The organism is Microbacterium sp. NPDC057741, from assembly GCF_042798735.1.
GTDB lineage: Bacteria > Actinomycetota > Actinomycetes > Actinomycetales > Microbacteriaceae > Microbacterium.
This window is the reverse complement of record NZ_JBHVJW010000001.1, coordinates 700,097-718,394: the sequence shown is the minus strand read 5'-3', so window position 1 is coordinate 718,394 and position 18,298 is coordinate 700,097. Positions and strand designations below refer to the sequence as shown.

Annotated in this window: 18 protein-coding genes; 12 read left to right on the top strand and 6 right to left on the bottom strand. The window is 65.6% G+C overall.

Annotated features, from left to right (window positions below; genetic code table 11):
- Nucleotides 1-3: 3 nt before the first annotated feature.
- Genes ACFVDO_RS03550 through ACFVDO_RS03540 form a run of 3 tightly spaced genes read left to right on the top strand, consistent with a single transcriptional unit; the run spans nucleotide 4 to nucleotide 2,867 of the window.
- Nucleotides 4-753 (top strand): lysophospholipid acyltransferase family protein, encoded by a 750-nt coding sequence (locus ACFVDO_RS03550; RefSeq protein ID WP_378857687.1) that lies wholly within the window; start codon nucleotides 4-6, stop codon nucleotides 751-753.
- Nucleotides 743-1,879 (top strand): NAD(P)H-dependent glycerol-3-phosphate dehydrogenase, encoded by a 1,137-nt coding sequence (locus ACFVDO_RS03545; protein ID WP_378857685.1) that lies wholly within the window; start codon nucleotides 743-745, stop codon nucleotides 1,877-1,879. Before ACFVDO_RS03550 ends, ACFVDO_RS03545 begins: the two co-directional genes overlap by 11 nt.
- Nucleotides 1,779-2,867 (top strand): D-alanine--D-alanine ligase family protein, encoded by a 1,089-nt coding sequence (locus ACFVDO_RS03540; RefSeq protein WP_378857683.1) that lies wholly within the window; start codon nucleotides 1,779-1,781, stop codon nucleotides 2,865-2,867. Before ACFVDO_RS03545 ends, ACFVDO_RS03540 begins: the two co-directional genes overlap by 101 nt.
- A gap of 42 nt (nucleotides 2,868-2,909) precedes the next feature.
- Here ACFVDO_RS03540 and ACFVDO_RS03535 read toward each other — a convergent pair whose 3' ends face one another.
- Nucleotides 2,910-3,398, bottom strand: coding sequence for a DUF3515 family protein (locus tag ACFVDO_RS03535; protein ID WP_378857681.1), 489 nt, complete (start codon nucleotides 3,396-3,398; stop codon nucleotides 2,910-2,912).
- A gap of 23 nt (nucleotides 3,399-3,421) precedes the next feature.
- On the opposite strand from ACFVDO_RS03535, the gene thiL reads away from it, so the two are divergent.
- Nucleotides 3,422-4,417: a thiamine-phosphate kinase gene (thiL, locus tag ACFVDO_RS03530; protein WP_378857679.1), complete on the top strand. Its 996-nt coding sequence runs from the start codon at nucleotides 3,422-3,424 to the stop codon at nucleotides 4,415-4,417.
- Between the two features lie 147 nt (nucleotides 4,418-4,564).
- Here the strand turns inward: thiL and rsmD are convergent, their stop codons facing one another.
- Nucleotides 4,565-5,140 carry a 16S rRNA (guanine(966)-N(2))-methyltransferase RsmD gene (gene rsmD, locus ACFVDO_RS03525; RefSeq protein ID WP_378857677.1) on the bottom strand — a complete coding sequence of 192 codons (576 nt, stop codon included), beginning with the start codon at nucleotides 5,138-5,140 and terminating at the stop codon, nucleotides 4,565-4,567.
- Nucleotides 5,141-5,191: 51 nt separating this feature from the next.
- On the opposite strand from rsmD, the gene ACFVDO_RS03520 reads away from it, so the two are divergent.
- The 6 genes from ACFVDO_RS03520 to mutM all read left to right on the top strand — a co-directional run bounded on the left by ACFVDO_RS03520 (nucleotide 5,192) and on the right by mutM (nucleotide 10,411).
- Nucleotides 5,192-7,366 (top strand): ATP-dependent DNA helicase RecG, encoded by a 2,175-nt coding sequence (locus ACFVDO_RS03520; protein ID WP_378857675.1) that lies wholly within the window; start codon nucleotides 5,192-5,194, stop codon nucleotides 7,364-7,366.
- A gap of 114 nt (nucleotides 7,367-7,480) precedes the next feature.
- Complete coding sequence (gene coaD, locus ACFVDO_RS03515; protein ID WP_378857673.1) at nucleotides 7,481-7,978, top strand: pantetheine-phosphate adenylyltransferase; 498 nt, start codon at nucleotides 7,481-7,483, stop codon at nucleotides 7,976-7,978.
- Nucleotides 7,979-8,033: 55 nt separating this feature from the next.
- Nucleotides 8,034-8,582, top strand: coding sequence for a YceD family protein (locus ACFVDO_RS03510; protein ID WP_378857730.1), 549 nt, complete (start codon nucleotides 8,034-8,036; stop codon nucleotides 8,580-8,582).
- A gap of 2 nt (nucleotides 8,583-8,584) precedes the next feature.
- Nucleotides 8,585-8,794, top strand: a complete 210-nt coding sequence (rpmF, locus tag ACFVDO_RS03505) for a 50S ribosomal protein L32 (RefSeq protein WP_378857671.1) — start codon at nucleotides 8,585-8,587, stop codon at nucleotides 8,792-8,794.
- Between the two features lie 16 nt (nucleotides 8,795-8,810).
- A complete protein-coding gene (gene rnc / locus ACFVDO_RS03500; protein ID WP_378857669.1) occupies nucleotides 8,811-9,503 on the top strand; it encodes a ribonuclease III in 693 nt (230 codons plus the stop codon).
- 8 nt (nucleotides 9,504-9,511) lie between these two features.
- Nucleotides 9,512-10,411 carry a bifunctional DNA-formamidopyrimidine glycosylase/DNA-(apurinic or apyrimidinic site) lyase gene (mutM, locus tag ACFVDO_RS03495; RefSeq protein WP_378857667.1) on the top strand — a complete coding sequence of 300 codons (900 nt, stop codon included), beginning with the start codon at nucleotides 9,512-9,514 and terminating at the stop codon, nucleotides 10,409-10,411.
- Here mutM and ACFVDO_RS03490 read toward each other — a convergent pair.
- Together ACFVDO_RS03490 and ACFVDO_RS03485 are read right to left on the bottom strand one after the other, a co-directional pair.
- On the bottom strand, nucleotides 10,313-11,629 hold the full coding sequence (locus tag ACFVDO_RS03490) for an AAA family ATPase (protein WP_378857666.1): 1,317 nt from the start codon (nucleotides 11,627-11,629) through the stop codon (nucleotides 10,313-10,315). The genes mutM and ACFVDO_RS03490 overlap by 99 nt on opposite strands.
- 211 nt (nucleotides 11,630-11,840) lie before the next feature.
- Nucleotides 11,841-12,839, bottom strand: coding sequence for an HNH endonuclease (locus ACFVDO_RS03485; RefSeq protein WP_378857664.1), 999 nt, complete (start codon nucleotides 12,837-12,839; stop codon nucleotides 11,841-11,843).
- Between the two features lie 244 nt (nucleotides 12,840-13,083).
- Between ACFVDO_RS03485 and ACFVDO_RS03480 the strand changes: the two genes are divergently transcribed.
- Nucleotides 13,084-13,212, top strand: a complete 129-nt coding sequence (locus ACFVDO_RS03480) for a hypothetical protein (RefSeq protein WP_378857662.1) — start codon at nucleotides 13,084-13,086, stop codon at nucleotides 13,210-13,212.
- On the opposite strand, the gene ACFVDO_RS03475 is transcribed toward ACFVDO_RS03480, so the two are convergent.
- Nucleotides 13,209-13,937 carry a hypothetical protein gene (locus ACFVDO_RS03475; protein WP_378857660.1) on the bottom strand — a complete coding sequence of 243 codons (729 nt, stop codon included), beginning with the start codon at nucleotides 13,935-13,937 and terminating at the stop codon, nucleotides 13,209-13,211. The two genes, ACFVDO_RS03480 and ACFVDO_RS03475, sit on opposite strands and share 4 nt — an antisense overlap.
- Before the next feature lie 218 nt (nucleotides 13,938-14,155).
- The gene (locus tag ACFVDO_RS03470; protein WP_378857658.1) at nucleotides 14,156-17,482 is read right to left on the bottom strand and encodes an NACHT domain-containing protein; all 3,327 of its coding nucleotides are present in this window, start codon (nucleotides 17,480-17,482) and stop codon (nucleotides 14,156-14,158) included.
- Between the two features lie 484 nt (nucleotides 17,483-17,966).
- Between ACFVDO_RS03470 and ACFVDO_RS03465 the strand changes: the two genes are divergently transcribed.
- Entirely contained in the window at nucleotides 17,967-18,152 is a 186-nt protein-coding gene (locus ACFVDO_RS03465) for a hypothetical protein (RefSeq protein WP_378857656.1), read from the top strand.
- Nucleotides 18,153-18,298 lie beyond the last annotated feature (146 nt).

Here is an 18,298-nt window from a genome sequence, read left to right as displayed (position 1 = left end):
CTGATGGCTGCCTCTGAGAAGGGCAGGCCGAGCCTGTTCTGGCCGCTGGCCGCGGTCGTCGTTCCCATCGCGTCGTACCTTGCGAAGCTGACCTACATCGGCCGGGAGAAGCTGCCCCGTGAGGGGGCATTCGTGCTCGCGCCGAACCACTACACCGAGTTCGATCCGATCGTCGTCGCGCTCGCGGTGTGGCGGCTGCATCGTCTGCCGCGGTTCATGGCCAAGGAGAGCCTGTTCCGTGTGCCGGTTGTGGGGTGGGTGCTCAAGAACACCGGCATGGTCCCGGTCGCGCGCGCCTCGTCGGCCTCCGCCGCGAAGCAGACGATGCTGCAGTCGAAGGAGCTCGTCGAGCACGGTCGCGGTGTGATCGTCTACCCCGAGGGCACGCTGACACGTGATCCCGAACTGTGGCCCATGCGCGGCAAGACCGGAGCCGTGCGGCTCGCGCTGGCGGGCGACATCCCGCTGATCCCGATGGCGCACTGGGGTGCCCAGGAGATCATGCCGCGGTACGGCAAGAAGATCAGCTTCTGGCCGCCCCGCAAGCGCGTGCAGATCATCATCGGTGATCCGGTCGACCTGTCGGATCTGCGCGACCGCGCCGGCGAGCAGGCGGCGCTCACTGAGGCGACCCGTCGGCTGATGGACGCGATCGCCGCGCTGCTCGAGGAGCTCCGTGGCGAGAAGGCACCCGCCGAGCGGTGGAACCCGGCTGATCACGGCCAGAAGGAGACCGGTCGCCTTGACTCCTAAGCGCAATCAGGCGGGCCCTCGCGTCGCTGTGATCGGCGCCGGCAGCTGGGGCACGACGTTCGGAAAGATCCTCGCCGACGGCGGTGCCCAGGTCACCATGTGGGCCCGGCGCCCCGAGCTCGCGCTCGAGATCGCCGAGGCCAAACGCAACTCCAAGTACCTGCCCGGCATCAATCTGCCGCGCACGATGGATGCGACTCCCGATCTCGCCAAGGCGCTGGACGGCGCCGAGCAGGTGTACCTGTCGGTGCCGAGCCAGACTCTGCGCGAGAATCTGAAAGAGCTCCGCCCGCTGCTCGAGGGCACGGAGATGCCCTTGATCAGCCTGATGAAGGGCGTCGAGCGCTCGACCAGCCTGCGGATGAGCCAGGTGATCGAGCAGGAGCTTCGCTGCGACCCCACACGGATCGCCGTGGCATCAGGCCCGAACCTCGCCCTCGAGATCGCCCGTGAGCAGCCCACCGCCGCGGTGATCGCGTCGCTCAGCGAGGAGACCGCCGACATGGTCGCGCGCACGGCGCGCAACCGGTACTTCCGGTCCTTCGTGAACACCGATGTGATCGGCACGGAGTTCGGCGGCGTGCTGAAGAACCTCATCGCCGTGGCGATCGGCATCGTGGACGGCGTCGGCTACGGCGAGAACACGAAGGCGTCGATCATCACGCGCGGCCTGGTCGAGATGACCGACTTCGCGGTCGCGAACGGGGCGCAGCCCAGCACGCTGCAGGGTCTCGCCGGTCTCGGCGACCTGATCGCGACCTGCCAGTCCCCGCTGAGCCGCAACAACACGGCCGGCCGACTGCTCGGCCAGGGGTACAAGTTCCAGGACGTGGTCAAGCAGATGAACCAGACCGCCGAGGGCCTGGCCTCGGTCGCCCCCGTGCTGCAGCTCGCCCACGAGGCCGAGGTGCACATGCCCATCGTCGAGCAGGTGAAGATGGTGCTGGACGGGAAGATGGATCCCCGCGACATCGCACCCCACCTGACGACGGACGACGACACCCCGCAGGGGGAGAGGACCGAACATGGACAAGCAGACGGTGGCGGTGCTCTTCGGCGGGCGTTCCAGCGAGCATTCGATCAGTTCCGCCACGGCGGGCGGGGTGCTGGCGGCGATCGATCGTGAGCGCTACCTGGTGATTCCCGTCGGGATCACCCGCGACGGGGCCTTCGTCCTCGAGGACGACGACCCGGCGAAGTTCCAGCTGGATGCCGCGAAGCTGCCCGAGGTGGTCGACAACGGCACCAGGGTGCGCTGGCCGGAGCCGGATGGTGACCGCTCGTTGCGAGTGGCGCGTGCCGACGGCTCCGTGGACGATCTCGGACCGATCGACGTGGTGCTTCCGCTGCTGCACGGCCTGCACGGCGAGGACGGCGCGATCCAGGGCTTCTTCGACGTCCTCGAGGTGCCTTATGCCGGATGCGGCATCCTCGACTCCGCAGTGAGCCTGGACAAGCACTACACGAAGCTCGCCCTGCGGGCCGCCGGCATCGCGGTCTCGCCCGGGATCACCGTGCGCAGCGCGCAGTGGGAGAGCGACCAGGAGAGCATCCGCTCGGCGATCGCCGACCTCGGCTCCGTGGTGTTCGTCAAGCCCGCCAGCGCCGGTTCGAGCGTCGGCGTCTCGCGCGTCGACGACGGCGAGGGCCTCGATGAGGCGCTGCGGATCGCGTTCGCCGAAGACGCCAAAGTGCTCATCGAGTCGCGCGTCGAAGGCCGTGAGATCGAGGTCGGCGTGCTGGCCGGCCGCCAGGGCGCTCGCGCGCGGGCATCCCTGCCCGGTGAGGTGGTGCTGACCTCGCGCAGCTTCTACGATTTCGAGGGCAAGTACCTCGGCGGAGACGGCGTCGAGATCGTCTGCCCGGCCGACGTGGACGCCGACCTGATCGACCGACTGCGCGACACGGCCGTTCGGGCCTTCGAGGCAGTGGACGGCAAGGGCCTCGCCCGCGTGGACTTCTTCGTCACCCCGGCCGGTGAGCTCGTGGTGAACGAGCTGAACACGATGCCCGGGTTCACGCCGATCTCGATGTTCCCGAAGTGCTGGATCGCATCCGGGCTCACTTACGGAGAGCTGATCACGGAGCTCATCGAGAAAGGCCTCGAGCGCTGAAATCCGGCTCCTGAGCGAGGAGAGCAGCGCCGAGCCGAAGGGTTACTCGACGAAGCCCTTCGGCTCGGCGTCGGGTGCGATGCACTCGCTCTTCTTCGGGATGGATTGCACACCGCTGACGATGCCGGTGTTCGAGAGCACTGCGTCGGCGCTCACCTTGGTGGTGTCGACGAACACCTGCACGGCGGGTTCGCGCCCGTAGGTGGTCATGCGCATCCACGGTTCCTGCTTGGGGTCGACCAGCCAGTCGATCCCTTCGAGCGTGACGCACTGCAGTTCGGCGGTGGGTCCGGGAACGGCCACGCCGCAGGAGAGCAGCACGGTGGTCGGATCGCCCCAGGCGCCGGTGGCCTGGGCGTCGGTCCAGCGACGGTCCTGACCGGCGACGGCGTCGGGCAGACGAACCGTCACCTCGGCGCAGAGCGGGTTGTTCGCATCCTTCGCGGGGGTCATCGACACGGTCGACGAGCATCCGCTGAGGGCGAGTGCCGTGAGCACGCAGACGGCAGCGGCGAGACGGCGGAAGGGCATGCTTCCAGGCTACCTTTGAGTTCATGCCCGCTCGTCACGCCTCCGAAGATCCGCGCCTGGGAGATGTCTCGGAGGGCACCATTCTCCGCAGCATCCTTTCCCGCACGAACCCCGCGGCTGCGACGATCATCGGTCCCGGTGATGACGCGGCGGTGATCGCCGCCGCCTCCGGCGCGGTGGTCGCGACGACCGACACGCTCGTGCACGGGCCGGACTTCCGGCTCGCCTGGTCTAGCGGCTTCGATCTGGGCTGGAAAGCTGCGGCCGTCAACCTGGCGGATGTCGCCGCGATGGGTGCGACGCCGACGGCGCTGCTGGTCGCGCTGGCCGTTCCGCGGGACCTGCGGCTCTCGTTCGTCGAGCATCTTGCGGACGGCTTCCGAGCCGCCTGCGACGCGCTCGCGCCCGGCTGTGCTGTCGTCGGCGGCGATCTGACGGTGTCCGACGTGCTCACCATCGCCGTCACCGCTCTCGGCGACCTGGGCAGTGTGCGTGCGGTCACGCGTTCGGGTGCACGCCCCGGAGACGTCGTCGCGATCGCCGGCGAGATGGGGCTGGCCGCACAGGGGCTCGGCGTGCTCTTCGGAAGGTTCCGTGACGGCGAGACGCCGATCCCCGTGGATGCCTCGGCGCTGAGTGCCGAGGAGCGCTCGGCGGTCGCCGCGCAGCTGCGGCCGGCCCCGCCGATCGGCCTCGGCCCCGTCGCAGCCCTGGCAGGCGCCACGGCGATGATGGACGTCTCGGACGGGCTCGCCCTCGACGCGGGCAGGATGGCGGATGCCTCGGACGTGACGATCGCCCTGGACCGCGCGAGCCTCGGCCCGCACCCCGACCGCGCGCTGGCCGGGGGAGAGGACCACGCGCTGCTCGCGACGTTCCGCGGTGACGCGCTTCCTCCGGGCTTCCGCGCGATCGGCACGGTGCTGGCCCGTGCCGAGCATCCGGTGCTCTGTGACGGTGAGCCGGTCGGCGCGCTCGGCTGGGACCCCTATCGGGACTGGGATGCGGCTGCCGGCTGAGCCGGCTCAGCCCACCAGCTGCCGTTCCCCGCTCGCGCTGTCCTCTCCTGCTGGGCGGTGAGCTCGCACGCCGCTTCTTCGCCAGCGCTGCGCGTATTCGCGCCGCGTGAGCAGAGTCATGGCGCGCGCCGGATCGCGTCCCGCCTCTCAGTCGAGCTGAGCCGGCTCCGCCCACCACACCCGGGTGTCGCCGTAGGTCTTCTCGCGCACGAGGCGGAGCCCCGCACCATCCAGTTCCGGCGCTGAGGAGCGCTTGGCGCGTTCGATCACGACGATCGCGTCGGGGGGGAGCAGCGGCGTGAGCGCGGCCAGATCCGCAGTCATGGACGCGTCGTCCAGGTCGTACGGCGGGTCGGTGAACACGAGGTCGAACGGCCCGGCAGCGTGCTGCAGGTAGCCGTGCACGGCGCTCTGGTGCACTCTGGCGTCCGTGGGACGTGCGCCGAGCGCCTTCGCGACTGTTGCGATGTTGCGCCGGACGATCCCGGCAGCCGCGTGGGACTTCTCGACCAGGTCGACGGATGCCGCGCCGCGGCTCCAGGCCTCGAGGCCCAGGGCGCCGCTGCCTGCGTACAGGTCGAGAACGCGTGCTCCGTCGATGACGTCCATCGACTCCAGTGAGCCGAACAGCGACTCGCGTACGCGGTCGCTGGTGGGCCTCGTCCCCGCGGTCGGGACGTCCAGTCGCAGACCTCGGGCGGCCCCGGCGATGATCCTCGTCACCCGTTCACGATACGACACGTGACGTCGCAGCCCTTCTCTAGACTCGTGAGCATGCCGTCCACGCTGGAAACGCCCCTCGACGTCGCTGTCGGCAGCGCGACCGCGAAGGCCCTCGACAAGGCGTTCGGGCTGAAGACGGTCGGCGACCTCGTGGCGCACTATCCGCGCCGGTACGCCGACCGTGGCGAGCTCACGCCGATCCTGGACCTGCCGATCGGCGAGACGGTCACGATCGTCGCCGAGGTGCTGTCCACCGGCATCCGGCGGATGCGCAACCGGCAGGGAGCGATGCTCGAGGTGACGATCGGCGACGGCATCGGGCGGATGTCGCTGACCTTCTTCGGCAAAGGGCCGGGGCAGCTCGAGTGGCGGCAGAACGAGCTGCGGGTCGGCCGCCGCGGAGTGTTCTCCGGCAAGGTCGCCGAGTACCGCGACAGCCTGCAGTTCTCGCATCCCGAGTACCAGATGTTCGACGACGAGCTCGAGGCGCGCCAGCACGCCGACACCAGCGTCACCGTGCCGATCCCGATCTATCCCGCCACCGCTTCGATGGCGAGCATGAAGATCGCCGACCTCGTCGGCCGGGTGCTGAACGATCTCGGGCCGATCCCCGATCCGCTGCCGGAGAACCTGCGTGCGACGGAGGGGCTTCTCGACGCGCGCACCGCGCTCGAGAACGTGCACCGGCCGCCCACGCGCAACGACATCGATCCCGCAGTGCGCACGCTGCGGATGCATGAGGCGCTGACTCTGCAGACGGCGCTGCTGCAGCAGCGCGCCGCGGTGCGCGAGCTCAGAGCCACGCCGCGTCCGGCGCAGCCGGGTGGGCTGCTGGAGCGGTTCGATGCGAATCTTCCGTTCACGCTCACGCTCGACCAGCAGGAGGTAGGGGCATCGATCCAGCAGGATCTGGTCGCGCAGTGGCCGATGAACCGGCTGGTGCAGGGCGAGGTCGGCTCGGGCAAGACGCTCGTCGCCTTGCGTGCGATGCTGCAGGTCGCGGAGTCCGGGGGACAGGCGGCGCTGATCGCGCCGACCGAGGTTCTCGCGGGGCAGCATCTGCGCTCGATCACGAAGATGCTGGGCCCTGAGCTCGCCCCGCTGCTCATGCCGACGCTTCTGACCGGGCAGATGTCCGCGCCGCTGCGGCGCAAGGCGGCGCTTCGCGTGGCATCCGGTCAGGCGCTCATCGTGGTCGGCACGCACGCGCTGCTGTCCGAGAAGACGACCTTCGCCGACCTCGGCCTCGTCGTCGTCGACGAGCAGCACCGGTTCGGCGTCGAGCAGCGCGAGACGCTGCGCGCGAAGGGGTCCAGCCCGCACGCGCTCGTACTCACCGCCACACCGATCCCGCGCACCGTGGCGATGACGGTGTTCGGCGACCTGGACACCTCGGTGATCCGCACGATGCCCGCCGGCCGTGCAGGCATACAGACGTTCGTGGCGCCGCTCGCCGAGCATCCCGGCTGGTGGCAGCGCGTGTGGGAGCGCTCGGCCGAGGAGATCGCGCAAGGGCGTCAGGTGTTCGCGGTCTGTGCGGCGATCGACACCACCAAGGACTCCGCGGAGGCGGATGCCGGGAGCACGCTGTTCGAGGGCGCGGCGAAGGGGCCGCGCTGGGGCGTGGTGCAGCTGGAGGAGGCGCTGTTCACGCATCCGGGCCTGTCGAAGGCGCGCAGGGCGGTGCTGCACGGCAAGATGCCTTCCGACGAGAAGGACGCCATCATGCAGGCGTTCGCGCGCGGCGACATCGATCTGCTGATCGCGACGACCGTGATCGAGGTCGGCGTCGACGTGCCGAACGCCTCGACCATGGTGATCCTCGACGCCGACCGGTTCGGCGTCTCACAGCTGCACCAGCTGCGCGGCCGCGTCGGCCGCGGCGGCGTTCCGGGTCTGTGCCTGCTCGTCACCGAGGCGGAGGAGGGCACGGTCGCGCGGGAACGCGTGGATGCCGTGGCCGCGACGCTGGACGGCTTCGCGCTGGCCGAGGTCGATCTCGAGCTCCGCGGCGAGGGCGATGTGCTGGGCTCGACGCAGTCCGGTGTGAAGTCGTCGCTGCGACTGCTGCGGGTCGTGAAGGACTCGGGGCTGATCGGCCGGGCACGCGAGATCGCGGAGGAGATCCTGTCGGACGACCCGGCGCTGGAGAAGCACCCGGGGCTGCGCGACACGATCGCGCGCCGGGTGACGGAGGAGGACAGGGCCGCTCTCAGCAAGAACTGAGAACAGCGTCCTCTACAGTGTGACTATGCGTGTACCGAGCGAGACGAAGTGCATCGTGCTGAGCGAGCGGAGCGAGACGAAGTGCGTCGTGCTGAGCGAGCGGAGCGAGTCGAAGTGAACAGCCGGATCGCCGTCGTCCCTGGTTCTTTCGACCCGCCCACGCTCGGACATCTCGACGTCATCCGGCGTGCCGCGAGGCTGTACGACGAGCTCCACGTGTTGGTCGTGCACAACCCCGGCAAAGAGGCGATGCTGCCGATCGCGCAGCGCCTCAGCCTGCTCGAGCAGTCGATCGCGGACGCCGATCTGGACGGCAGCATCATCGTCGCGTCCTGGAGCATGGGCCTGCTGGTCGACTATGCGCGCGACGTCAACGCCGGCGTGCTGGTGAAGGGAATCCGTTCGCAGGTCGACGTCGCCTACGAATCGCCCATGGCGATCGTGAACCGGCACCTCGCCGACATCGAGACCGTCTTCCTGCTGCCGGACCCCGCGCACGCGCTGGTGTCGAGCTCTCTGGTGCGGCAGGTCGCTTCACTCGGTGGTGACGTCTCGCCGTTCGTCCCGCCGTCGGTGGCGGCGTTCCTCGACACCGGTTCACGCGGCATCTGAGCCCTTCGGCCTGCACGGAGCCTGCACCGGGTAGCATGGCTGAGTGAAATCCCGACTGAACGGTCCTTTCGTCCTGCCCGTGCGCGACATCACCCGCCGCCCGGGGGAGATGCGCGAGCATACGTTCGAGGTCACTCTGGCCGAGCGCTGGGGAGAGGGGATCGTGTCGGTCGAGGCCGGCGAGATCGTCGACCTCGACGTGCGTCTGGAGTCCGTGCACGAGGGGATTCTGGTGTCCGGAACAGCGGATGCCGAGTACGTCGGCGTATGCGGACGATGCCTGACTGACATCTCTGCGCCTGTCGAAGTCGAGTTCCAGGAGCTTTTCGCGTATCCTGGAGAGGAAGAAACTGACTTCGAGGTTCAAGACGACCACGTGGATCTTGAAACTCTGGTCAGGGATGCGGTCGTATTGTCGCTTCCCTTCCAGCCGGTGTGTCAGCCGGACTGCCCGGGTCTCGACCCGAACACGGGCGAGAGACTGACCACGAGCACCGGCGCAGAGAGCACCGCTCCCATCGATCCTCGGTGGAGCGCGCTCCAGCAGATCACAGACCAGGACGGCACGGCAGAGAGCCGCGCCGCCGAGAAAGAAGAGAGCTAGTCATGGCCGGTAACCCCCCGAAGCGCAAGGTCTCCCGTTCGAACACCCGCTCGCGCCGCGCGCAGTGGAAGGCGACGCCCACCGCTCTGGTGAAGACCGTCGAGAACGGCAAGACCGTCTACAGCCGCCCGCACCAGGCGAAGGTCGTCACCGACTCGCAGGGCACCGAGCTGTTCCTTGAGTACAAGGGCCGCAAGGTCGCTGACATCTGATCGCGATCGACAGATCGTGACCGGGGTCGCGAGGGGGACTGCGCCCCTGAATGAGACGCTGGGGGTCGACATCGACCCCCAGCTCCTCACGCGTGCCCTCACACACCGTTCCTACGCGTACGAGCACGGCGGTTCGCCCCACAACGAGCGCCTCGAGTTCCTCGGCGACTCGGTGCTGGGTCTCGCAGTCACGGTGATGCTCTTCACCACGCATCCCGACCTCGACGAGGGAGAGCTGGCGAAACGTCGCGCGAGCGTCGTCTCGACCGTGGCTCTCGCGGAGGTCGCGCGTGGCATCGGCCTGGGTGAGCACCTTCTGCTCGGCCGGGGCGAAGAGCAGACCGGCGGCCGCGACAAGGATTCGATCCTCGCCGACACCATGGAGGCGGTCATCGGGGCGACGTACATCTCGGCCGGCCCCGATGAGGCCACGGCTCTCGTGCTGCGCCTCACCGAACCGCTTCTCGCCGACCCCGAGCGCTACGGCGCGGCGATGGATCCGAAGACGAGTCTTCAAGAGCTCGCGGCTCGACTGGGTGCCACGCCGCCGAGCTACTCGGTGAAGGCGACGGGCCCCGACCACGATCGCCGCTTCACCGCGACGGTGCTGGTCGGTGAACTCGCACAGACCGGCGAGGGCACCAGCAAGAAGACGGCTGAGATGGCTGCCGCGCTGAGCGCCTGGCGGCTGCTCAGCGACCGCGCCTGAGCACGTCGATGCCTGAACTGCCTGAGGTCGAGGTCGTCCGTGCGGGCCTCGCGCCTGCGGTTGTCGGCGCCACCGTGACCTCGGTCTCGGTGCTCGACGAGCGCGCGCTGACGCGCCACGCACCCGGCGCTGCTGATTTCGTCGCGCAGCTCGAGGGCACCAACGTCATCGCCGCAGTGCGTCGCGGCAAGTTCCTCTGGCTGCCGCTGGCAGATCGCCGCCGGGCGCTGGTCGCGCATCTCGGCATGAGCGGGCAGATGCTGCTGCGCACGCCCGATGCCGTGCCGGAGCGGCATGAACGCGTGCGGCTGCACATCGAGCATCCGGCACACGGCCGGCTGGCCGTCGTCTTCTCGGACCAGCGTACTTTCGGGTCCCTGGCGGTCGACGACCTGTTCGACACGCCGGATTCGAGTCCCGGGGGACTGGGCAGCGACCTGGCGCTGGTGCCGTCGCAGGTGGCGCACATCGCGCGAGATGCGCTTGATCCGGCTTTCGATGATGCGTCATTCATCGCCGCCGTCCGGCGGCGGTCGAGCGCGATCAAGCGCATCCTGCTCGACCAGAATCTGATCAGCGGGATCGGCAACATCTATGCCGACGAATCGCTCTGGGCCGCCCGCATCCACCCGGAGACCGAGGGGCGGGCGCTCTCGGCACAGGCGCTGCGCAGGCTGCTCGGAGAGGTGCGCCTCGTGCTCGAGAAGGCTCTCGCCGAGGGCGGGACGAGCTTCGACGCGCAGTACGTGAACGTCAACGGGCAGGCGGGGTATTTTGCCAGGGAACTGCGTTCATATGGCAGGACTGGCTTACCTTGTCCGAGATGCGGCACTCCGATTGTGCGAGAGAAATTCATGAACCGCTCGAGCCATTTCTGCCCCAAATGCCAGCGTAGGTCGAAGCGGTAAGGAAGCGCCGGTACTTCCAGGTCCGGGGCTGGAAATCTCGGCCAGCGTGTCTGTCGTAGTGAGATCCTGTTCTGGAACGGCAAAAGGGTTCGATCTCTTGGCGCTGAGAAGGCCCTCAACCTCGGAGATGATCCGCTGGTAGCGGTCGACCTGGTCTTGGACCTCGCTCCGCGCCGTCCGCAATGCTCCCGCCAGGTCGGGGTAAAGATCGCCGTCGCGAGGCATGCTGTCCGCGAGTTTGGTCGCGCTCTGCCTGCATTCCTTCAAGTGAGCAAGCTGGGTGTCGATGCGGGCTTGCAGGTCCGTCACAGACCGATCGAAGTGAGCCGCGAGGGCGGCTCGACGCTCCGGTGAGATCTCGTTGCCGCAAAACAGGCATTCAGTTTCGTGTTCATGAAGTCGCAGGCCGCGCTGAACCCACTCGGCTCCGGTGGCATTCTCGGCGAGCTGATCGAGAGGTCGCGATGTGACGTCAGCTTTCAGAAGCGCTTCTGACTCTCGAAGGATCTTGTCGATGCTCGTCAGACTTCCTCCGAAAAGTGCTGTGTACGAGCGGGGTGCGCTCGATGTGGCTAGTCCTCTGTCGGCCGCGACGTCAGTTGATGCTGAGTCGAAGACTGTCCGGTCTCCAACCAGCAGGTTGCGTACGTTTCTGCGGGTATAGGTGTTCGTTCCGCGATAGGTGGCGACGGGGGAACTGCGTAGGTCGTCGACAATATGTCCGGCGACCTCTGTCATGCGTCGTTCGACCTCCGCTTCGGCGGTCGTAGTAGCAGCTCGTGCTTCAGCGGCCTTGGGCTCGATCTCGGCTCTGCGGCGCTCCACTTCAGCCAGCTCGAGCTCCGCGTCGACGTTCGCCTTGCCCAGCGTAAGGAGGCTGTCGGAGCGCGGGCCCTGGCTGTCATCGAACCGCAGGTTCTCACGGACATACTCCGCGTTGAAAACCTGAACGCGGCTCCAGAACCCCTCGGTCGTATGCGTCACCGTGCTTTCGATGCCGTCGATGGACGCTGCGAGCTCGAGCTGAGCCCGTGCAGCCGCGGCATCTGATGCTGCGCAGGATCGCAGAAGACTAGCGAGAGTGCTCTTCCCGCTGCCGTTAGTTCCATAGAGCAGATTGACCCGGGCGAAGTTATTCGCCCGCCGGTCATCGGTCCAGCGCTGAAAGACGCGATAGTCGTGGACTTTGCGGATGCGGGTGATCGTTGCCTTCGTCACGGTTCTCCAGTGCAGCAGGGTTGAACGTTGGTATGAGGCCAGCGCGCCGTCGACAACGTCAACGTGCGTGGTCAGCTCCCGGGCGTGCCATCCAGTAGAACGCCATAGCCCGAGTGCGGGTCGCTCTGCCCGGGCAGCGGAAGCTGCCTACGCTGGGCGTCTGACGGGGGAAGTCTCTCTGTCAGGCCGAGCCAGGGTGCGGGAGGCGATGCTACGCGGGCATCCTTGCGCCCTTGGTGCGGTTGCAGCGCCAGCACAGCGTCTGGAGGTTGTCGGGCTCGCTGAGACCGCCCTTGGAGACTGGCACGATGTGATCGACTTCGAGCAGCAGGTTCGGCTCGACAGCGACAGAGACCCCACACGCGGGATTCTGGCAGGTGTGGCGGTCGCGATCCTTGATCCACCCACGCAGGCGGGCTGTCATGAGCGCGCGCTGACCGGCAGCCGACTTCGCCCAGCGAATCTTCTGAACTAGCGTCTCCGAAAGCGCATCTAGAGTCGGGGTGTTCAGCTCGATGTTGACCGTCTGGCCGCTGTTGCCGCCGGCGGAGACGTACTGGAACTTGTACTTCGGGTAGGGCACAGTGATCGGCGAGAGGTGCACACCGACGAGGCTCCAGAATTCGTCCGCGTATCGCTGAAGGATGAACGCGGGCGGGTTGATCATCGTGACAATCTCGGCTTCACGGCGCTGTACGTTGGCGACGGCCTCTTCCAGCCGCGAGATGTCCTCGGCTACTCGCTGCACGTCGACAAGCGTCTCCTGGTTCGCCTTGATCTGGAAGTACTTCATCAGGTACTTGATCGGATCCATGCTTGCGTTTCGCACGACCTGCAGGGATGCATTGTGGACGTGAGGCGCGTACTCGGCCACGTTGCGGTCGCGCTGGTAGTTCCAGTTAGACGTGTTCTCGAAGTTCGCGAGGTGTGCGTACTGACCGGTGGATGACGCGCCCAGCTCGAACGCGCCCTGGCCGCGAATTTCCGCGACGTAGTTCACGACCTCGTTGTGCTCGGCAACAACCGAGGCAATTTGAGCGCGGAGCCCGTGGAACTCTTCACCGTTGAAGTACTTGTTCTTCCGGTACTTCCAGATCATTGGATTCGCGATCAAGACTCCGGCGAGGGCGAGAACGAAGAGGATCGGGTGAATCGCTCCGAGAAGCAACGGCAACGCGATCAGCAACGTAACAAAGAGCCACTTGGGCATTCTTCTTCTCCTGAGTAAGGCTCTCTTGCGTAGAGCTATGTGTTTTCAGTCGGTTGAGTCTGTTGCCATGCTATCCAGAGCCCCCGACAAAGACGGCGCGACCTCACCCGCCTAAACCGTAGCCGCGTTCGGGGCCGGACTGCTGCCGGTACGCCGCCGACGAGCGCCTGCCTCTTGGCGCTCGTGGCAAGGGTGTCTCGACCGGCTTCTCTGCCTGATCGCGGATGACCGGAGTGAGTCAGAGATGGAGACGCAGCAGAGTCTCGAGGAGGAGATCGCTGCACTGCGCCGCGACGCGGGCGATGCAACGGCGCTGCAGACGAAGTTGGAGCGGAAGATAGGCAAGCTCGCCGGCGAGGTCCTCGCTGGCTAGTGGTACCAGAAGCGCGTCATCTCGGCGTCGACGATCACGGTGCAGGCGGCGTAATGCTCCTCAGCCCGTTCGAGCATGGCCAAGACCTCCGTATAGGTGACTGGCGGACTGTCGACCACTTTCTGCACGATGGGACTGTCGTACAGCATGTCTCGGAACTGACCGCTTCCGTAGGGAAACGAAAAATGAGCGAAAAGCGCCTGGGTGGCGAACGGTGCCACCAGGCGGGCATCCTCATGTGCGTTCATCCAGCTAGACAGATTTGCCGCCGACGGATTCTCCACTAGATGATGCGCGATGGTGTCCAGCAGAAACCCGTCGAACTTACGCGCCGCGCCGTGCAACTCAGTTGACGCTTTCAAGAACTCGTGGAGATTGCGCAACTCGTCGCTCTTCAGGATCTCGGCCCAGCTACCTAGCGGGATGTCCTCGATAAGCTCCCGCAGTGCATCCGTCCGGCTCGCGAACTCTTCGAGCGTTGGACCCATGACTCGACGGTCCCAGGGGTCAAGAAGTTGAGCCGCCACCCGAGGCCGCAGCGCCTCCCAACGCAGCTCGATTTCCCGTCGCTCCCGTTTTCGCGCGGCGTGAGATTGCAGGAGCGCAAGGATCACACCCACGACGAGACCGGTAAACAGACCCACTATGAGGTCCGGCAGGAAGGTGTCCCAGTTGATAGCTACTCCCGCGACCGGAGAGATAGACGGTGTCGATGACGGCGACATGAGGCGAGCCTATCGACGTCGTGGGAGGGCGGTCACCATTCCGATCTCGGTCTCCCGGTGTCGACGATCGCGAACGTGTCAGCTACTTGCCAGTCAATCAGTTGCAACAGCTCGAGGACGTCGTGCCACTTAGCTCCGTAGCTAACGGTGGGCTTCAAGGGCGGTTGCTCGATCTCCTCGTTGCGTTCCACAAGCCGCTGTGGGACGCCCCCGTGGCGCTAGTTCTTCCTTCCACGAACGAGCCACCCAGGGTGTAAGTGGCATTCTTCGCATGAGTCCTTGGTGATCCGATTCTCAGTCCAGCAGTGTTCGCAAGTCCAGATGTCAGCTGTGTCGAGGTTGCCGCCGCAGTAACGGCGTACGGCGGCGTCACGGTCCTGTCGAAGCGCAGCAAGCGGGAGGTCAGTCTTGTCGGAAACAGTCTTAGCGAACAGAGCGAGGCCCGCGCGGCACGCACTGCTGCCGTTGCGATAGCGCTCGACCAGCGCAGGATCTCCCGTGGAGGTCGCGAGCGAGACGGTAGTGGCCAGGAATCGGTTTCGCCATGTCATCGGAGTGTCGAGAGTTTCGATGACGGCGCTGACGCCGGGGCATCCTGTGTTCACGGTCAATTGGGCGGTCAGAGATACGATCCCTTCTGCGTGGGACGCGAAGCACGCCGCCAGTTCGGTGGCGTCTTTACAATCGAGCTGGCTGAGTGGTTGGCGCTCGATCAACTGGTTTGTGCAGATTTGCCAGAGTGTCTCGTCCATCTTGTCTTCGTGCTGACGCAGGATCGCGCGCGCTTCCGCGGCCAGCCTGCCACGGTCGAAGCCGTATACAACGACGATCTTGTCAATCCAGGTCTCCCGAAGATCGGCCGAGGTTTCAGCCACTGCTTTGAGATCGCCTATGGATCCTTCCGCCCAACCGATAGCCGAAATAAGGTCGGAGATTTCGCCCCATCGCCATGGTTCGGGCGGCACTCCATTACCGCTTTCAACCGGCGAGTCTGAGAGGAGCGAGAGCAGCCATCCAAGGCCCTGCTTGTCAGCGAACAAGTCACTGAATTCTCGCAACGGATTGAGACCGGAAAGTAGCCCGGAGAAGTCGACTTTGTAGCCTCGCTCCGAGAGTACCGATGCTACTTTCTCAAATGTCCTATGCGAGTGCCGCTTCGCTATGGCGAAGAACTTCTCGTTCGCTCCCGCTGGCAACTGGTCCACGTGCTCGACCCCCAACTCGATCACGTCGCTCGTGCCCTCGATGTAGCGTTCTGCTGCATCGATCACGAATACCCCTTTTCGATAGCCGCTTGAGATCTTCTCGGGCCGGGGTGAGTCCAGAAGGCCAATGAGCAGCGTAAGCTCTCGGTCATTCAACGGGCGCTGCTCAAGCTTGGCTTCCGTGAGCCCGACAAAGAGATCAATCAGTGCACGTCGCTGCGGCGCAAGGGAAAGCTGTTGAAGACGCCCATGCTGATGGTCGCGGAGTTCCTGGGCGGCCTGGTAGCGAGCGAGCTGGACGGCGAAGTGCCACCCGTCGCCGTCGCTCCTGCGAGCCTGAACTCGCTCTATGAAGGATGTCCCGGGTTCAGGCACGGGCAGTAAGTCTTCGGCCGCGTTCGCTATGACATCGATCACCCGCCGCTCGACCTCGAGTGACGTCCCTTTCCAGTTCGGGGCGAAGCTTGCCACCCACTCAGCTGCCCGATTGCGGTTGCCGACGTGCCCGCCGCGGTCCGCCATCTGAAGCAGGAGCGTTCGGAGCTCCTCGTCTGTCTGCACGGCAAGCTGCACGGTCTGTCTGAGATCAGGGTCCGTGAGGGCAGCCGCGATCCAATCCTGTTTCTCCGGAAACGGTAGTTGGCTGGCGTGGCGCGCATCCGCAAGCTCGGCAAACTGACGACTGCGCGCTACTAGGTGGTCTCCATCCACAACGAAGACGCCGACTCGTTCGTCCCAGAAGTGGACCACCTGCCGTGCCAGCTCTCGTCGGAGCGGTAGAGCCAACTCCCATGGTTCGAGCTGGCGCGCGACTTCAGCTTCAGCCTGATCGACCGTCGCGGTGCTCGTGTTGATCAGGCGTCCGATGGTGATGAAGCCCTCGGTCAACATCGACGGCCGCATCTGCGGGTCGAGTCCGTCAGAGTGGCTCGCCTTTAGATGTTCCCATGCTGTGACGCTGTCATCGATGACGTTGCTGAGGAGCTCGACCGCATTCGTAGCGTCGTCTTTATCGGCAGCGATACGGAGTGTCGCGAACGTGGCGAGGAGGGGAACCTTCCAGATGTCGTCCGTGCGTCCGGACGCGCTGTGCACACGCTGCACGCGTTCTTCGATCCACCCCCCAGGGTGAGGAACACCTTTGGGGAGCAACGCTCGAACGATCTGCGGGAGGGATCGTTTCAGGCTCGGGGGCGAGTCAAGGCTGACTGTGGGCAGGCTCAGTTGACGCGTGGCCACTTCGGCGCTTGGGCGTGTTGAGAGGATGATTCCCGTCGCTGCGGGCAGCGCGGTGACGATCTGCGCGAGATTGGCGGCGACTGTACCGAGATGGCTTCGAGCCTCGTCGAGACCATCCACCATGAGGACTGCATTCCCCGAGAACAGCGCCTCCCTCAGAGCTGCCGTCGCGACGGCTGGGTCGACCCCGGCGATTCGCTCCGAGACGTGCCGAAGAATCGTCTCAAGCGTGAGCGAACCACCGGACTGAATCGCTGCCAGCGATTCCTTCACGTTGAAGAGCACTGGGACAGGAGCTTCAGTCTCCGACGCGATGTGTGCGGCCAGCTGCCGCATCGCCTCACTCTTCCCGATGCCTGGCAGACCACTCAGGATGAACCTGGCGTTGCGTCGCGCGACCCTCAGCAGATCAGCCGACTTGCGGTCGCCCCATCGAACTTCCCAGTCTTCGAGCAGCCCGTCTACGCGCACCTCACCGAGACGAGGAGCAAGGGTCGAGAGCGTAAGAAGATCGAGAGGTCGTGCGAGTATTTCGCGGTAGGCATTGATTGCCTGACGCTTCGCTTCGGCCGCAGCCGCCGGCACCCCGGAGATGTCAGAACTGACCTCGATGTGCGCGCCTTCGAGTGCCGCCAGCCAATCGGTCATGTCAGTCCAGCGCTTCGCCGCTGCTGACTCCTGCATCAGGCTCTCGAGCGCTCGAAACGCCGAGTCTGCTTTGTCTGGAGGGACGATCGTGCAGAGCAATGCACGGGCCACCTGTCGATGGGGATCCGGTGCGAACTCCGTCTCCAAATGCAGGAAGAGCGCGTTACGAATCAGTGTGTCCGGATCCTCGCATCCAGCAGTCCGGAGTTCGGACTTGACGATGCCTAGGTCGCGAAGCTGACTTTTGCTTAGGGGCGGGGCATGCTCGTCGTTCAACTGGTCGATAGCCGGTTGGATTTCCCTCAGCGCGCCCCGAAATTCCCGGGACACGAGCCCGAGTCGGTCGCCGGGCATATACGGTTGCTTGCACCACTGCGCCAGTGTCTTTCGAAGAGGCGCGTCGACTCCCGCTTTGCGTTTGCATTGCAGATACCACTTCGTGTCATCGCTCATCTGGACGACGATGTCGTCTACATGTTCTGATGCTTCCAAGTAGACACGTGACGGGACAGCTCCGGAGCGACCCTCAACTGCCTGGCCGACCATCCCGTGAACAGCTAGGAACGCAGCGGCCCCACTTCGATGCCTGCTGCCCTGTTCATTACTTGAGCCGCCAGTGCTCCCAGTAAGCATTGCGCTCCTAGTCTGATTCCGCGCGGGTGCGCTGCCGCTCCGTCGCCACGCGATTCTAATGGGCCGCAGCGTGCTTCGGTCGCAGCCACTCTCCTACGACTGAAAGGCCGGTGCCGGAGGGATGTTGAGCACCTGGCAGGGTCGACTGTCCAGATATCGAAGTTAGCGTCAAAGCAACTGAAGGTCGGCCTTGCACACTCCACTCATCAATAGATTGGACCGTGCTCAGCCCGGCTTCAGAGCCGAAGGAGCTCGCTGCGGCTCGCACCCAATAGCTGAAGCACCCCGACCGGTAGCGGCATCCATGGCGGCAAGCGGAGTCGACGTCGCGGACTTCGTCCTCGTGGACTCCAGCGCGGACGGGCGCGTTCAGGTCGCAGACCTAGCGGCTGGCATGGGCCGTGTCGCGGCCGAGCAGATCGCAGTGGGCAACGAGCATCCGGTGATGTCGAGTGCGGCATCGTTCCAGAGTTCCTTTGCCTGTGCGTGATCACATCACATGCACCCGGAGAAGGCTCGCTCGCGCGACAGTATGTAAATCCCGTCAGCTCCTCGGTAGCGATCAGTTGGACTCAATCCGCCCGAAGTAGCAAACATTGCCGTGCCACTAAGGAGGGTAAACGTTAATTGCTGCTG